The organism is Pseudomonas sp. RC3H12 (assembly GCF_018596375.1).
Classification (GTDB): Bacteria; Pseudomonadota; Gammaproteobacteria; order Pseudomonadales; family Pseudomonadaceae; genus Aquipseudomonas.
On sequence record NZ_CP075595.1, the window covers coordinates 4,910,082 to 4,926,094 of the forward strand.

The 16,013-nt window shown below is 63.9% G+C and carries 11 protein-coding genes; 6 read left to right on the top strand and 5 right to left on the bottom strand.

Features of this window, described 5'->3' with window-relative positions; translation table 11 throughout:
• Positions 1-100: 100 nt before the first annotated feature.
• Positions 101-1,861, top strand: a complete 1,761-nt coding sequence (locus tag KHO27_RS22475) for a cation:proton antiporter (RefSeq protein ID WP_102683413.1) — start codon at positions 101-103, stop codon at positions 1,859-1,861.
• Between the two features lie 143 nt (positions 1,862-2,004).
• Here KHO27_RS22475 and KHO27_RS22480 read toward each other — a convergent pair whose 3' ends face one another.
• From KHO27_RS22480 to uvrD, 3 genes are all read right to left on the bottom strand, one after another.
• Positions 2,005-2,412: an SMI1/KNR4 family protein gene (locus KHO27_RS22480; protein WP_023629684.1), complete on the bottom strand. Its 408-nt coding sequence runs from the start codon at positions 2,410-2,412 to the stop codon at positions 2,005-2,007.
• 113 nt (positions 2,413-2,525) lie between these two features.
• A complete protein-coding gene (locus KHO27_RS22485; RefSeq protein WP_102683414.1) occupies positions 2,526-3,374 on the bottom strand; it encodes a Tim44 domain-containing protein in 849 nt (282 codons plus the stop codon).
• A 161-nt stretch (positions 3,375-3,535) separates the two neighbouring features.
• Positions 3,536-5,719: a DNA helicase II gene (gene uvrD / locus KHO27_RS22490; protein ID WP_102683415.1), complete on the bottom strand. Its 2,184-nt coding sequence runs from the start codon at positions 5,717-5,719 to the stop codon at positions 3,536-3,538.
• Positions 5,720-5,972: 253 nt separating this feature from the next.
• On the opposite strand from uvrD, the gene KHO27_RS22495 reads away from it, so the two are divergent.
• Complete coding sequence (locus KHO27_RS22495) at positions 5,973-8,831, top strand: EAL domain-containing protein (RefSeq protein ID WP_110697528.1); 2,859 nt, start codon at positions 5,973-5,975, stop codon at positions 8,829-8,831.
• Here KHO27_RS22495 and zwf read toward each other — a convergent pair.
• Positions 8,828-10,270, bottom strand: coding sequence for a glucose-6-phosphate dehydrogenase (zwf, locus tag KHO27_RS22500; protein WP_102683416.1), 1,443 nt, complete (start codon positions 10,268-10,270; stop codon positions 8,828-8,830). The two genes, KHO27_RS22495 and zwf, sit on opposite strands and share 4 nt — an antisense overlap.
• A 103-nt stretch (positions 10,271-10,373) precedes the next feature.
• Here zwf and hexR point away from each other — a divergent pair, with 103 nt between their 5' ends.
• Together hexR and KHO27_RS22510 are read left to right on the top strand one after the other, a co-directional pair.
• Positions 10,374-11,240 (top strand): transcriptional regulator HexR, encoded by an 867-nt coding sequence (hexR, locus tag KHO27_RS22505; protein WP_023630201.1) that lies wholly within the window; start codon positions 10,374-10,376, stop codon positions 11,238-11,240.
• A gap of 188 nt (positions 11,241-11,428) precedes the next feature.
• A complete protein-coding gene (locus KHO27_RS22510) occupies positions 11,429-11,647 on the top strand; it encodes a PA3496 family putative envelope integrity protein (RefSeq protein ID WP_110696827.1) in 219 nt (72 codons plus the stop codon).
• Here the strand turns inward: KHO27_RS22510 and KHO27_RS22515 are convergent.
• Positions 11,589-12,551, bottom strand: coding sequence for a LysR family transcriptional regulator (locus KHO27_RS22515; protein WP_046857620.1), 963 nt, complete (start codon positions 12,549-12,551; stop codon positions 11,589-11,591). The genes KHO27_RS22510 and KHO27_RS22515 overlap by 59 nt on opposite strands.
• A gap of 189 nt (positions 12,552-12,740) precedes the next feature.
• Between KHO27_RS22515 and KHO27_RS22520 the strand changes: the two genes are divergently transcribed.
• Both KHO27_RS22520 and oadA read left to right on the top strand, forming a co-directional pair.
• Positions 12,741-14,156, top strand: coding sequence for an acetyl-CoA carboxylase biotin carboxylase subunit (locus KHO27_RS22520; protein ID WP_023630199.1), 1,416 nt, complete (start codon positions 12,741-12,743; stop codon positions 14,154-14,156).
• Positions 14,157-14,167: 11 nt separating this feature from the next.
• The gene (gene oadA / locus KHO27_RS22525) at positions 14,168-15,976 is read left to right on the top strand and encodes a sodium-extruding oxaloacetate decarboxylase subunit alpha (protein ID WP_102685427.1); all 1,809 of its coding nucleotides are present in this window, start codon (positions 14,168-14,170) and stop codon (positions 15,974-15,976) included.
• The last annotated feature ends 37 nt before the right edge of the window (positions 15,977-16,013 follow it).

The window sequence follows — 16,013 nt, forward strand, 5'->3', positions numbered from 1 at the left end:
CTTTTGCGTCAATCACAACAGTATGTGCCCGCTCCGCGCCCAGGGTCTTATCGGTAGAGGAGCGGTTCGCCCCAGCATCGAAAACAAGGAGTAACACGCCATGCATGCCATCAGCTTCATCCAGGATCTGGCGGTGATCATGCTGGTTGCCGGGGTGGTCACCATTCTCTTTCATCGCTTCAAGCAGCCTGTGGTGCTGGGCTACATCGTCGCCGGCTTCATCATCGGTCCACACACGCCGCCGTTCGGGCTGATCCACGACGAAGACACGATCAAGACCCTGGCCGAACTGGGGGTGATCTTCCTGATGTTCTGCCTGGGCCTGGAGTTCAGCCTGCGCAAGCTGTTCAAGGTCGGCGCCACGGCGTTCATCGCCGCCTTCCTGGAAATCGTCCTGATGATCTGGATCGGTTTCGAGATAGGTCGCTGGTTTGGCTGGAACACCATGGATTCGCTGTTCCTCGGGGCGATCCTGGCGATTTCCTCGACCACCATCATCGTCAAGGCGCTCAACGACCTGAAAATGAAGAACGAGCGCTTTGCCCAACTGATCTTCGGCGTGCTGATCGTCGAGGACATTCTCGGCATCGGTATCATCGCGCTGCTGTCGGGCATAGCCGTCAGTGGCACGGTGAGCTCTGGCGAGGTGTTCTCGACCGTGGGCAAGTTGTCGCTGTTCATGATCGTCGCGCTGGTCATCGGCATCCTGCTGGTGCCGCGGTTGTTGGCCTACGTGGCGAAGTTCGAAAGCAACGAGATGCTGCTGATTACCGTGCTGGGCCTGTGTTTCGGCTTCTGCCTGCTGGTGGTCAAGCTCGAGTACAGCATGGTGCTGGGTGCCTTCCTGATCGGCGCGATCATGGCCGAGTCCCGTGAGCTGCTGAAGATCGAGCGCCTGATCGAGCCGGTGCGCGACTTGTTCAGTGCCATCTTCTTCGTGGCCATCGGCTTGATGATCGACCCGTCGATCCTGCTCGAGTACGCCTGGCCGATCGTGGTCATCACCCTGGCGGTGGTGCTGGGCAAGATGCTCTCCTGCGGCATGGGGGCGTTCATTGCCGGCAATGATGGGCGCACTTCACTGCGTGTGGGGATGGGGCTTTCGCAGATCGGTGAATTCTCCTTCATCATCGCCGCCCTGGGCATGACCCTGCAGGTCACCAGCGACTTCCTCTACCCGGTCGCGGTGGCCGTCTCGGCCATCACCACCTTGCTCACACCCTACCTAATTCGCGCTGCCGACCCGTTGTCGATCAAGCTGGGCAAGGTAGTACCAAGCCGTCTGGCACGGGTGCTTTCACTGTACGGCGAGTGGTTGCGCAGTATCCAGCCCCAAGGCGAGGGGGCCATGCTGGCGGCGATGATCCGGCGCATCTTGTTGCAGGTGGGGGTTAACCTGGCGCTGGTGATCGCGATCTTCTTCAGTGGCGGCTACTTTGCCGGGCGTATCGGCGCCTGGTTGAGCGAATGGGTCTCGGATGCCGGTCAGCAGAAGGCACTGATCTGGGGCGCGGCGTTGCTGCTGTCGCTGCCGTTCCTGATCGCCGCCTATCGCAAGCTCAAGGCGCTGTCGATGCTGCTGGCGGAGATGGGGGTCAAACCCGAGATGGCGGGGCGGCATACCCAGCGTGTACGGCGGGTAATTGCCGAGGTGATACCGTTGTTGTCACTGCTGGTGATCTTCCTGCTGCTGTCAGCCTTGTCGGCGAGCATTCTGCCGACCAGCGAACTGCTGCTGATCATCGCGGTAGTGGCGGCGGTGGTGGTGGCGCTGCTGTGGCGCTGGCTGATACGTGTGCATACGCGAATGCAGGTGGCGTTGCTGGAGACGTTGGAGAACAGCCGCGATCATTCGCACTGAGGGAGCGGTTAACGCTTTCTGCGCAAGATTTCACCGTCGTCCGAGGGGATGGAGCGGTAGCAGTGTCGCCAGGCGCAGAGAGCCTGGCGATTCTACGAGTGATTGGTAGCTATAAGCCATCACTTTGTGCGGGTATTTCTCATTCAGCTTTCCAGCCAGACATCCCGCGCCCAGTGCCAGACCGATTCCCAGCTTTCCTCGGTGACGATTTCCTCTTCACCGGACCACAGCACCACGGTGCCGTCCTCTTCAACGCAGTAGAAATCGTCTCCGTCCTGGCAGATCGGGATGAGGTCGCGGGGCACGCCGGCGTCCCAGGCATTGGCCGCCACCTCCGGCAGGTAGGTGTGGGATTGCGGGTCGGTCACGGTCACCGGCTCGAGGCTGCCGTACACCACGTCACTGACGGTCAGCAGGTATTCCTTGAACACGAAGGGGATATTGATGAACAGCTCTTCCTCGATTTCGACCAGCTGATCCTCGTCCGGCAGTTCCAGCGGCACCGGTACCGGCTCGTTGGCTTCACGGAGTTGTTCGATCACTTCTTCCACGGTTCACATCCTCTGACCTTATGACAACGCTGCGCGTTATACCCTAGTAGGCCGGTCTGGCAAAAGCAAAAACCCCGGGACAGGCCCGGGGTTTTTTCTGCAACGTGCGACGGTTAACCGTTTTGGCGGATACCGGCCAGCAGCCAAGGCTGGTTTTCGCCCTGGGCGCGAACCATGTGCCAGCTTTCGCTGAACGCTTCGCCCTGGTCGAAGCGCGAAGTCTTCGACACGCCACGGAAGGTAAGGGTGGCGTCGGTCTGGTCGGCGCGGTCGTCTACGCCGTCCAGTTGCACATCGAGGTCGTCGATGTAGGTGGACTGGAAGCCTTCACCTTGTTCCGCGCGCTCACGCTTGAGGAACTCGAGCATCTGCGGGGTGACGAACTCGGCGATCTTGTCCATCTCGTTGGCGTCCCAGTGCTGCTGCAGCGACTGGAAGTGCGAACGGGCGGCGGCCAGGAAGCTGGCTTCGTTGAACCAGGCCGGGGCGTTGATTGCAGGCGCGGCAACCGGTGCGGCGGCACCGCCGAAGATCGACTGCGGGGCGGCCTGCGGCTGGGCTTCACGCTGGTACGGGGCATGGCCGGCGGCAGCGTGTTGCGGCTGCTGCTGGCGGCGTCGCGCGGCGATGAAGCGGAAGACCAGGAAGGCGATCAGGCCCATGATCAGGAAGTCGAGGATCTGCATGCCATCGAAGCCGTCGCCCATGAACATGGAGGCCAGCAGGCCACCGGCGGCGAGGCCGGCCAGTGGACCGAGCCAGCGCGAGGCGCCGCTGGCGGCAGCGGGTGCGCGGCCTGGCGCGGTTGGGGCGGCGGCAGGGGTGGTCGGGGTTGCCTGGCGGGTCTGGTGGATAGGCGCGGAGCCCGAGCTCTTGCCGCCACCGAAGCGCTTGGCGTTGGCGTCGAGGCTCAGCGTCAGGCCGACGCAGAGCGCCAGAGCGATGCTAAGAAAACGTTGCATAAGTTGGGGATTCCCGTTTGTGTGGATTGCACGCGCGTCATGGTGCACATGAACCGGCAGACATAGCCAGCGACAACATGTTTCGAGCTTTTGCCTGATAGTCGGGAATGCGGACGGGCGTTGTCTGAAAGGTCATCGCGGGGCACGCCCCGCGATTGGGCTCAGATGGCTTCCAGCTTGGCGTATCCAAGCATCAGCCATTTGCTGCCTTCGGAGAAGTTCACCTGCACCCGCGCCTGGGCACCGGAGCCCTCGAAGTTGAGGATCACGCCTTCGCCGAACACCGCATGCTGCACCCGCTGGCCAAGGCTGAAGGCGGTCTGCGGGATGCTGGCGTTGGCGAACAGGCTGCTCGCGGGCGTCTTGGCGCCGCCGAACGGGCGGCTGACGGTATTCGACAGGCGCACTTCCTGCACCAGCCCGGCCGGAATCTCCCGGACGAAACGCGACACCTTGTTGTAGGTTTCGCTGCCGTACAGGCGACGGGTTTCGGCGTAGGTCATGAACAGCTGGCGCATGGCCCGGGTGATGCCCACATAGGCCAGGCGCCGTTCTTCTTCGAGGCGGCCGGGTTCTTCGAGGCTCATCTTGTGCGGGAACAGGCCTTCCTCCATGCCCACCAGGAACACGTAGGGGAACTCCAGGCCTTTGGCGCTGTGCAGGGTCATCAGCTGGATGCTGTCCTCGTGCTCGTCGGCCTGGGTGTCCCCGGCCTCCAGCGAGGCATGACCGAGGAACGCCGACAGTGGCGACAGGTCGGCGTCGTCGTCGCTGGTCTCGAAGTTGCGCGCCGCGCTGACCAGTTCCTCAAGGTTTTCCACCCGGGCCTGGCCTTTCTCGCCCTTTTCTTCCTGGTGGTAGATGATCAGGCCGGACTGTTCGATGACGGTCTGGGTCATCAGGTGCAGTGGCATGTCCAGCACCTTGGCGGCGAGGTTCTCGAGCAGCTCGATGAAGGCACCCAGCGCACTGGCGGCGCGGCCCTTGAGGGCCTTGGCAGCCAGCAGCTGGCACATGGCGTCCCACATCGACAGCTGGCTGTGGCGGGCGTGTTCGCGGATGGCCTCGACGGTCTTCTCGCCGATGCCGCGTGGCGGCACGTTGATCACCCGCTCCAGCGCCGCGTCGTTGCCGCGGCCCTCGAGCAGACGCAGGTAGGCCATGGCGTTCTTGATCTCGGCGCGTTCGAAGAAGCGCTGGCCGCCATAGATGCGGTAGGGGATGCGTTCGCGCAGCAGGGCCTCTTCCAGCACCCGCGACTGGGCGTTGGAACGGTAGAGGATGGCGATCTCGTCGCGAGCGTTGCCCTGCTTGATGAGACTTTCGATGGTCTCTACCACGTAGCGCGCTTCGTCGTGCTCGTTGTACGCAGCGTAGAGCGTTAGGGGTTCGCCCTCGCCCATGTCGGTCCACAGTTCCTTGCCCAGGCGTCCGCTATTGTTGGCGATCAGGGCGTTGGCCGCCTTGAGGATGCCGCCGGTGGAACGGTAGTTCTGCTCCAGGCGGATCAACTCGGCGTCGGGGAAGTCGGCGGTGTACTGGTGGATGTTCTCGATCTTGGCGCCACGCCAGCCGTAGATCGACTGGTCGTCGTCACCCACCGCCATCAGGCTGTCGCCACCGGAGGCCAGCAGGCGCAGCCAGGCGTACTGCACGGCGTTGGTGTCCTGGAACTCGTCCACCAGCAGGTGGCGGAAGCGGCGCTGGTAATGCTTGAGCAGGTCCGGTTGGTCGCGCCACAGGTCGAGGGCGCGCAGCAGCAGTTCGGAGAAATCGATGACCCCGGCGCGGTCGCAAGCCTGTTCATAGGCGACATAGATGTCGCGCATGGTGGCCAGGAACAGGTCGCCGCTGGCCTGGATATGCCGCGGGCGCAGGCCCTCGTCCTTCTGGCCGTTGATGAACCACTGCACCTGGCGCGCGGGCCATTTCTGCTCGTCCAGGCCCATTTCGCGGATCACCCGCTTGACCAGGCGCTGCTGGTCGTCGCTGTCGAGGATCTGGAAGTTCTGCGCCAGCCCTGCCTCCTGCCAGTGCGCCCGCAACAGCCGGTGGGCCAGGCCGTGGAACGTGCCGACCCACATGCCGGCCGGATTGATGCCCAGCAGTTGCTCGATACGCTGGCGCATTTCCGCCGCGGCCTTGTTGGTGAACGTCACCGACAGGATCGAGTGCGGCGAAGCCTGTTCGACCTGGATCAGCCAGGCGATACGGTGCACCAGCACGCGGGTCTTGCCCGAGCCGGCGCCGGCCAGCACCAGTTGGCGCCCGACGGAGGCCGCCACGGCCTGGCGCTGGGCGTCGTTGAGGGAGTTCAGCAGGAGGGAGAGGTCGTCATTATGCATGCGGGCATTCTATGGCCGCGCGCAGGCAGGGGCAAACGCCCGCGCTGCAAATCACCGCACAGGCCATCTACCGTTCATCGGCGCTGCTGGCAGCGCCCCGTGGTTGAGCGGTCAGACCTGGACGGACAAGACATTTTCCAAATCATGACGTAGAGCAGTTTGGTCTGACGCGACGCTTGTGTATTCTCCCTGCACATTTGTGGTCAGCCATAACAAGAACTCAAAAGAATCCAGCCATATGACCCAGGATTGCATGGCGATCGGAGCATCGCCGGAGACGACACGGAGCGTTCGCAGGCAATTCGCCACCCAACTGTCGATCGAGCGTACTCGCCTGCTTTACCAGGGCTCTCTGCTGCCCACGTTGTTCATGCTGCTCAACGGCCTGCTCAGCGCCTGGCTGCTGTGGGGCCCTGGGCGCTATCTGCTGGTTGGCGTGTGGATGGCCTGGCTGCTGGCACTGGTGGTGCTGAGGGTGATCCAGGTGGCGGCCTTCGAATCGGCGACACCGGTTCGTCAGGCCAAACCAGTCTGGCGGCGGATGTTCCTGCTCGGTTCTGCGTTCAGCGGCCTGACCTTGGCCAGTGCGGTGATAGCCCTGGCGCCGGCGGACAACTTCGTGCAGCAGGCCTGGGTGTTCGGCTTGCTCGGGGCGGCGGCGTTGTCGGCCAGTGTCGCCTACGCGGTCAGCCTGCCGGCGTTCCTCAGCTTCGCGGTGCCGTGCCTGCTGCCGCCCATCGCGTTTCTCTTCGTCTATGACGCCGGGCACCAGCGTGGCTGGGGGTGGCTGGGGCTGATCCTGCTGGTGGCGCTGATGGTGGTGGCCTGGCAGGTCAATCGCCTGATTGAGCGTGGCTTGCTGCGTCGCTTCCAGAACCAGGCCCTGATCGAACATCTGCAGTGCGCCCAGCGCCACAGCGAGGGGCTGAACCGCAAGCTCAGCGCCGAAATCGCCCAGCGCCGCCAGGCCGAGGACGACCTGCGCCAGGCCCATGCCGGCCTTGAACAGCGCGTGGCCGAGCGCAGCCATGAACTGGACCTGGCCAACCAGGCCCTGAGCAAGAGCGAGCAGCGCCTGGCCCTGGCCCTGCAGGCCAGCGAGCTGGGGCTGTGGGATTGGAACCTGGAGACTGACGAGGTCCATCACACGCAACTGCATGCCCTGTTCGGCCTCGACGCCGAGCAGGTCCGTTCGGTGCGCGCCGACCTCAAGCCGCGGCTGCACCCCGATGACCTGCCGCTGCTGCGGCGCACGCTGGTCGAACACCTCAAGGGGCGTACCGAGGACTACCGGGTCGAGTACCGGGTGCGCCATGCCCAGGGCCACTGGTGCTGGATCGAGGACCGTGGGCGGGCGGTGGAATCCGATGCCCAGGGCAAGGTCCTGCGCATGCTGGGCACCCGTCGTGATATCACCGTACAGAAGGAGCAGGAGGAGCAGCAACGTCTGGCCGCGACGGTTTTTGAGGCAGCCAGCGAGGGCATCGCCATTCTCGATGCCGACTTCCAGCTGCTGGCGGTCAACCAGGCCTTCTGCGATGTCACCGGCTACGGCCGCGCCGAGCTGATAGGCCGCAACGCCCTGGAGCTGCCCTGCAGCCGTGACGCCCGGCGCCACAGCCAGGCCATTGATCAGGCGCTGGACCAGCAGGGCCGTTGGCAGGGCGAGTTGGTCGAGGCGCGCAAGAGCGGCGAACTCTACCCCCAATGGTTGCAGCTCAACAGCGTGAGCGATGTGCGGGGGCGCATCGTCAATATCGTCGGCTTCTTCACCGACCTGTCGGCGCGCCGCGAATCCGAGGAGCGCCTGCGCTATCTGGCGCACTACGACGACCTCACCGGCCTGGCCAACCGTGCGTTGTTCCGCCTGCGCCTGCACGAGGCGGCGCAGCGCATGCGCCTGAATGGCCGCAGCCTGGCGCTGCTGCACGTCGACCTGGACCGCTTCAAGCTGCTCAACGAGAGCCTGGGCCATGAACTGGCCGACCAGTTGCTCAAGAAGATGGCCCAGCGCCTGGCCAACGCGGTGCCCGAGGCCGACACCGTGGCGCGCCTGTCTGGCGACGAGTTCGCGGTGCTGTTTGACGGCTATACCAACTTATCCAGCCTGGTGCGTGTCACCACCCGGCTGCTGGACAAACTGCGCGTGCCCCAGCGTGTGGGCGGGCACGAGGTGGTGATCAGCGCCTCGGTGGGCATCAGCTTGCTGTCCGACGCCAGCCTGGATCTCAATGCCCTGGTCAGCCAAGCCGACATGGCCAAGCAGCATGCCAAGCATCTGGGCGGCGACAGCTTCCAGTTCTATACCGAGAGCCTGCGTGCCAGCACCTTGGAGCGCCTGCAACTGGAGAACCAGTTGCGCAAGGCCATCGACGAAGGCCAACTGCTGGTCTACTACCAGCCCAAGCTGTGCCTGCGCACCGGCCAGCTGCACGCCGCCGAGGCCCTGGTACGCTGGCAGCACCCGCAATGGGGTATGGTGCCACCCAGCGAGTTCATCGGTCTGGCGGAGGAAACTGGGTTGATCGCGCCCATGGGCGAGTTCGTGCTGCGCCAGGCCTGCTGGCAAGCCTGCGAGTGGCTGCGCCAGGGCCTGGAAGTGCGTGTTTCGGTCAACCTGTCGGTGTACCAGTTGCGCCAGGGCAAGCTGGTCAGCCTGGTGCGTCAGGTACTGCAGGAATCCGGCCTGGCGCCGCACCTACTGGAGCTGGAACTGACCGAAAGCCAGTTGCTGGACAGTGTCGAGCACATCATCGCCACCTTCGAGCAGCTACATGCGCTGGGGGTGAAGCTGGCCATCGACGATTTTGGTACCGGTTATTCGTCACTGAGCTACCTCAAGCGTTTCCCGGTCGATTACGTGAAGATCGACCAGGCGTTTATCCGCGGCCTGCTCGAAGGCACGCAGGACGCGGCCATCACCCGGGCGATCATTGCCATGGCCCAGAGCCTGCAATTGAAGGTGGTGGCCGAAGGGGTGGAAACCCGTGAGCAGCTGCAGTTCCTGCGCGAGCACGGCTGTGACGAGGTGCAGGGCTACCTGATCAGCCGGCCGGTCGATGCCGCGTCGTTCAAGGCGCTGCTGGGGCGTTCGACCGCCGACCTGGGCTAGGCGTGCCAGGCCTGGCCCAGGCGCGCCAGCAGGCTGTTGGCCTGTTCCGGGCCATTGCTGCCGGCGGGGTAAGGGCGCGGCGCCTGGAAATGCTCCTCCCACCCCTGCAGGATCGGGTCGATCCAGGCCCAGGCGGCTTCGACCTCGTCGCGGCGCATGAACAACGTCGAATCGCCTTCGAGTACATCCAGCAACAGCCGTTCGTAGGCCTCCCAGCGGCGGGTCTGGGCGAAGGCCTGGGCCAGGTTGAGGTCCAGCTCGACCGGCGCCAGGCGCATGCCCTTGCCTGGGCTCTTGGTCATCATGCGCAGGCTGATGTGCTCGTCCGGTTGTAGCTGGATCAGCAGCTGGTTGACCTGGCCGCCGCTGAACAGCTCGTGCGGAACGGGTTTGAACTGGATGACGATCTGCGAGGAGCGCCGCGCCATGCGCTTGCCGGTACGCAGGTAGAACGGCACGCCGGCCCAGCGCCAGTTGTCGATGTGCGCCTGGACCGCGACGAAGGTTTCGGTGTCGCTGTCGTTGTCCACGTCCTTCTCGAAATAGTAGGCCGGCACTTCCTGGCCGCCGATCTTGCCGGCGCCGTACTGGCCGCGCACGGTCTTGTCCTGTACGTCCTGGCCGGTGATGGGCTTGAGGGCGCGGAGGATCTTCACCTTCTCGTCGCGTACCGCCTCGGCCTCGAACTCCGAGGGGGGCTCCATGGCCACCAGGCAGAGCAGTTGCAGCAGGTGGTTCTGCAGCATGTCGCGGGTGGCGCCGGCACGGTCGTAGTAGGCGCCACGGTTTTCCACACCGAGGGTTTCACAGACGCTGATCTGCACATGGTCGACCTGGCCGTTGCGCCATACCGGCTCGAGCAAGGCGTTGGCAAAGCGCAGGGCCATGAGGTTCTGCACGGTTTCCTTGCCCAGGTAGTGGTCGATGCGAAAGACCTGGGATTCGTCGAACACCGCGCCGATCGCTTCGTTGATCGCGGTGGCCGACTCCAGCGAGTGGCCGATGGGCTTTTCCAGCACGATGCGCGCTTCGCTGTCGGCCAGGCCGGCGATGCGCAGGTGAGTGGCAATCGGCACGAACAGCTTGGGCGCGGTGGCCAGGTAGAAGATCCGCGTCAGGCCGCCGGGCTCCCCCAGGTAGCGGGCCAGGCGGCCGAAGTCGGCGCTCTGCGCCGCGTCCATGGGGAAGTAGTCGAGCCGCGCCGAAAAGCGCTGCCAGACGTCTTCGTCGAAGTCCTGGCGGGCGACCTGCGCCCGGCAATGGCGCTCGGCGAGCTTGACGTAGTCGGTGCGCGGCAGGTTGCGTCGGGCCAGGGCGATAATCCGCACGGCCGTGTGCAGGCGGGCTTCGCGATACAGGTGGTAGAGCGCCGGGAGCAGTTTGTGCAGGGCCAGGTCGCCCGTGCCGCCGAAGACCAGGATGTCGCAAGGAATCGTCAAACCACCACTCTCCACGTTCGATTAGCTGGGCGGGTTGGCAAGCATGTAGTATAACTACAAGAAAGCTACATCCCGGCACGCCGATCATAACCGAGTCCAGCCCGTGAATCTGTTGCAACATATCGACCAATCGCGGCACCTGCTGCGCAAATCGGAACTCAAAGTGGCCGACCATGTGCTGCTCGATCCGGCTGCCGTCATGCACAGCTCGATGGCCGACCTGGCGCACAGCGTGGGGATCAGCGAACCGACCATCGTGCGCTTCTGCCGGGCGATCGGTTGCTCGGGCTTCCAGGATCTCAAGCTCAAGCTGGCGCAAAGCCTGGCTGCCGGTGCCAGCTTCGGTCAGTTCGCCATCCATGAAGACGACTCGGTCGCCGACTACAGCCTGAAGATCTTCGACACCACCCTGCATACCTTGATGGAAGTGCGCGAGCACCTCGATCCGCAAGCCTTGCAGCAGGCGGTGACGGCCATGGCCCAGGCCCAGCGAGTGGAGTTCTACGGTTTTGGTGCCTCGGGCGCGGTCGCGGCGGATGCGCAGCACAAGTTCTTTCGCCTGCTGCTCAGCGCGGCGGCCTACTCCGATCCGCACATGCAGGCAATGTCGGCTGTCACGCTCAAGCCGGGCGATGTGGCGGTGTGCATTTCCCAGTCGGGGCGCTCGAAGGACCTGCTGATCACCGCCAACCTGGTGCGCGAGAGCGGTGCCAACCTGATCACCCTGTGCCCGAGCCAGACACCGCTGGCCGAGCTGTCGACGGTCAACCTGGCCATCGACGTGCACGAGGACACCGAGATCTACACGCCGCTGACCTCGCGCATCGCCCACCTGGTGGTGATCGACGTGCTGGCCATGGGCGTGGCCATGGCCCGCGGGCCGAGCCTGGTCAACCACCTGAAGAGCGTGAAACGCAGCTTGCGCAGCCTGCGCCTGTCGCCCAAGTCGATCAAGGCGACTGACGACTGACCTGCACGCTGTTCGGACATGCGACTGGCGTGGGAGCGGGCTTGCCCCGCGATAGCCTCATCGGGGGGCAAGCCCGCTCCCACGTTGCCTTATCGTCAAGCTTCACGGTTTTGTCACCCTTTCACCACTAAACCGTAAACCCCAAGGCCCACCCTGAAACTCCCCGCATCCTTTCTGGGAGACAGGCAATGGCACGTGATCACGACGGTGTGTACCAACCCAACGCCAAGGCTCGCAAGCAGCAGGAAAAGGATCAGCGCCGCATGGAGTACCGCCGCGCGATCGAATGCTATTGCGACCAGCGCCAGTTGCTGCGCGAACTGGCCGACTACCCTGACCTGCAGGACCTCACGGTGTGGCAGGTATCGGCGGCAACTTTCCCGAGAAACGCTCAACAAGCCCGCTGATCATTGCGCGTTCGCTGCGAATGAATGCTTGGAACGCCAGGGCCACCGGCGATTGCCGCTTGCTCCGGGATTGCACCAGGCACCAGCTGCGGTACAACGGCAGCTCTTCCACAGGTAACTCCCTGAGCATGCCGGTGGCCAGTTCCATGTTGACCGCATGGCGGGTCAGCAGGGCAATGCCCAGCCCGGCCACCACACATTCGCGCTGGGCATCGGTGGAGGCCACCTCGAGGGTCTGGGTGAAATGCACGCGCTTGTCCTTGAAAAACTCCTCGCAGGCCTTGCGGGTGCCCGAACCCTGTTCACGGACCAGCAAGGTGTGCGGCTCGAGATCCTGCAGGCGCAGGCTGTCCGGCTTGCACAACGGGTGTTGCGGCGGTGCCACGGCGACGATCGGGTTGTTCAGGAACGGCAGGAACTCGAGGCCCATGTCCTGGGGCACCATGGACATGATGACCAGGTCGTCGCGGTTGTCCGACAGGCGCCTGATCGCCTGGGCACGGTTGACCACCGTCAGGGTGAGATTGACCTCCGGGTGGCGCTGCTTGAAGGCGGCGAACAGGTGTGGCACGAAGTACTTGGCGCTGGATTCGATCGCCAGTTTCAGTTGCCCCTGCAGTGAGCCCTGCATATCCGACAGCTGCATGTCGAGGTTCTCCAGGCGCCCGAAGATATCCCGGCTGGCGCGTTGCAGCGCTTCGGCGGCCTCGGTCAGGTAAAGCTTCTTGCCGACATACTCGAACAGCGGCTGGCCAACCAGCTCTTCGAGCTGGCGGATCTGTAGACTAACGGCGGGTTGCGTCAGCGCCATCTCCTCGGCCGCCCGGCTGTAGGAGCGCAAATCACACACTTCGTTGAAGATCTGCAATTGACGTAAAGTCATACGCATCAATGACTTGCGCATTTTTTGCGGTGCTCCGGCAAAACCTTGTTACCCAACTATAAGCTTTTGCTTATGCTGCCTCTAACAAATATTGATTTTTGTTTATCGACCTTCAGCGCTAGGGTGAATATGCGACTGGCCAGCGACGTCTGGTCACGCGCCGACCGGTAGAACCGGATCGTCTGTTCCTACGGCTTTGGGAAGACTCCAGTGATAACAAAAATCCTGATCGCCAACCGGGGTGAGATTGCAGTACGGATCGTGCGTGCCTGCGCCGAGATGGGCATTCGCTCCGTGGCGATCTACTCCGACGCCGACCGCCATGCCTTGCACGTCAAGCGCGCCGACGAGGCCTACAGCATCGGTGCCGAGCCCCTGGCCGGCTACCTGAACCCGCGCAAGCTGGTGAACCTTGCTGTCGAGACCGGCTGCGATGCCTTGCATCCCGGCTACGGTTTCCTGTCGGAAAACGCCGAACTGGCGGAGATCTGCGCCGAACGCGGGATCAAGTTCATCGGCCCGGCCGCCGATGTCATTCGCCGCATGGGTGACAAGACCGAAGCGCGCCGCACCATGATCGCGGCCGGCGTGCCGGTCACCCCCGGCACCGAAGGCAACGTCGCCGATATTCATGAAGCCTTGCAGGAAGGCGATCGCATCGGTTACCCGGTGATGCTCAAGGCCACCTCCGGTGGCGGCGGGCGCGGGATTCGCCGCTGCAACAGCCGCGAGGAACTGGAACAGAACTTCCCCCGGGTAATTTCCGAGGCCACCAAGGCCTTCGGCTCGGCGGAAGTGTTCCTGGAAAAGTGCATCGTCAATCCCAAGCACATCGAGGCGCAGATTCTCGGTGACAGCTTCGGCAACGTGGTGCACCTGTTCGAGCGCGACTGCTCGATCCAGCGCCGCAACCAGAAACTCATCGAGATCGCCCCGAGCCCGCAGCTGACCCCTGAGCAGCGTGCCTACATCGGCGACCTGGCCGTGCGCGCGGCCAAGGCGGTGGACTACGAGAACGCCGGTACCGTGGAGTTCCTGCTCGCTGATGGCGAGGTGTACTTCATGGAGATGAACACCCGGGTGCAGGTCGAACACACCATCACCGAGGAAATCACCGGCATCGACATCGTTCGCGAGCAGATCCGCATCGCCTCCGGCCTGCCGCTGTCGATCAAGCAGGAAGATATCCAGCACCGCGGCTTTGCCTTGCAGTTTCGCATCAACGCCGAGGACCCGAAGAACAACTTCCTGCCCAGCTTCGGCAAGATCACCCGCTATTACGCCCCGGGCGGCCCGGGTGTGCGTACCGACACGGCGATCTACACCGGCTACACCATTCCCCCGTTCTACGACTCCATGTGCCTGAAACTGGTGGTCTGGGCGTTGACCTGGGAAGAAGCCATGGATCGCGGCCTGCGGGCCCTGGACGACATGCGCCTGCAGGGGGTCAAGACCACTGCCGCGTACTACCAGGAAATCCTGCGCAACCCCGAATTCCGTAGCGGCCAGTTCAACACCAGCTTCGTCGAAAGCCACCCTGAACTGACCAACTACTCGATCAAGCGCAAACCCGAAGAGCTGGCCCTGGCCATCGCCGCCGCCATCGCCGCCCACGCAGGCCTGTGAGGAACCGAATAATGTCCAAGAAAATCTTTGTTACCGACACGATCCTGCGTGACGCCCACCAGTCCCTGCTGGCCACCCGCATGCGCACCGAAGACATGCTGCCGATCTGCGACAAGCTCGACAAGGTCGGCTACTGGTCGCTGGAAGTCTGGGGCGGCGCCACCTTCGACGCCTGCGTGCGCTTCCTCAAGGAAGACCCGTGGGAGCGCCTGCGCAAGCTGCGTGCCGCGCTGCCCAACACCCGCCTGCAGATGCTCCTGCGTGGGCAGAACCTGCTGGGCTACCGCCATTACAGCGACGACGTGGTCAAGGCCTTCGTGGCCAAGGCTGCGGTCAATGGCATCGACGTGTTCCGCATCTTCGACGCCATGAATGACGTGCGTAACTTGCGCGTGGCCATCGAGGCGGTGAAAGCCGCTGGCAAGCACGCGCAGGGCACCATCGCCTACACCACCAGCCCGGTGCATACCGTCGATGCCTTCGTGCAGCAGGCCAAGCAGATGGAAGCCATGGGTTGCGACTCGGTGGCGATCAAGGACATGGCTGGCCTGTTGACCCCGTTCGCCACCGGCGAGTTGGTCAAGGCACTTAAAGCCGAGCAGTCATTGCCGGTGTTCATCCACTCCCACGACACCGCCGGCCTGGCCGCGATGTGCCAGCTCAAGGCCGTCGAGAACGGCGTCGACCACATCGACACCGCGATCTCCAGCTTCGCCTGGGGCACCAGCCACCCAGGTACCGAATCGATGGTCGCCGCGCTCAAGGGCAGCGAGTTCGACACCGGCCTCGACCTCGAGCTGCTGCAGGAGATCGGCTTGTACTTCTACGCCGTGCGCAAGAAGTACCACCAGTTCGAAAGCGAGTTCACCGCCGTGGACACCCGCGTGCAGGTCAACCAGGTACCGGGCGGGATGATTTCCAACCTGGCCAACCAGCTCAAGGAGCAGGGCGCGCTCAACCGCATGAACGAGGTGCTGGCGGAGATTCCGCGGGTGCGCGAAGACCTCGGCTTCCCGCCGCTGGTGACCCCGACCTCGCAGATCGTCGGCACCCAGGCGTTCTTCAACGTGCTGGCCGGCGAGCGCTACAAGACCATCACCAACGAAGTGAAGCTGTACCTGCAAGGCGGCTACGGCAAAGCCCCCGGTGTGGTCAACGAGCAACTGCGCCGTCAGGCGATCGGCAGCGAGGACGTGATCGATGTGCGCCCGGCCGACCTGCTCAAGCCGGAGATGGCCAAGCTGCGCGCCGACATCGGCAGCCTCGCGCACTCCGAGGAGGACGTGCTGACCTTCGCCATGTTCCCCGACATCGGCCGCAAGTTCCTCGAGGAGCGTGAAGCCGGGACCCTCAAGCCAGAAGCCTTGCTGCCGATTCCGGAAGCCGGCGCGGTGGGGGCGGTGGGCGGTGAAGGCGTGCCGACCGAGTTCGTCATCGATGTCCACGGTGAAACCTACCGCGTCGATATCACCGGCGTGGGCGTGAAGGCCGAAGGCAAGCGCCACTTCTACCTGTCCATCGACGGCATGCCGGAAGAAGTGGTGTTCGAGCCGCTCAACGAATTCGTCGGCGGTGGCGGCAGCAAGCGCAAGCAGGCCAGCGCGCCGGGCCACGTCAGCACCAGCATGCCGGGCAACATCGTCGATGTGCTGGTCAAGGAGGGCGACGTGGTCAAGGCTGGCCAGGCGGTGCTGATCACCGAGGCGATGAAGATGGAGACCGAAGTGCAGGCGGCGATCGCCGGCAAGGTCGTGGCCATCCACGTGGCCAAGGGCGACCGGGTGACCCCGGGCGAAATCCTGATCGAGATCGAAGGCTGACAGAAGCCTTCATCTACAAGCGGTTAACCTCTGGGGA

Coding starts and splice junctions, on each gene's coding strand:
- KHO27_RS22475 (WP_102683413.1), top strand. CDS start 101: ATGCATGCCATCAGCTTCATCCAGGATCTGGCGGTGATCATGCTGGTT.
- KHO27_RS22485 (WP_102683414.1), bottom strand. CDS start 3,374: ATGCAACGTTTTCTTAGCATCGCTCTGGCGCTCTGCGTCGGCCTGACG.
- uvrD (WP_102683415.1), bottom strand. CDS start 5,719: ATGCATAATGACGACCTCTCCCTCCTGCTGAACTCCCTCAACGACGCC.
- KHO27_RS22495 (WP_110697528.1), top strand. CDS start 5,973: ATGGCGATCGGAGCATCGCCGGAGACGACACGGAGCGTTCGCAGGCAA.
- KHO27_RS22510 (WP_110696827.1), top strand. CDS start 11,429: ATGGCACGTGATCACGACGGTGTGTACCAACCCAACGCCAAGGCTCGC.
- KHO27_RS22515 (WP_046857620.1), bottom strand. CDS start 12,551: ATGCGCAAGTCATTGATGCGTATGACTTTACGTCAATTGCAGATCTTC.
- oadA (WP_102685427.1), top strand. CDS start 14,168: ATGTCCAAGAAAATCTTTGTTACCGACACGATCCTGCGTGACGCCCAC.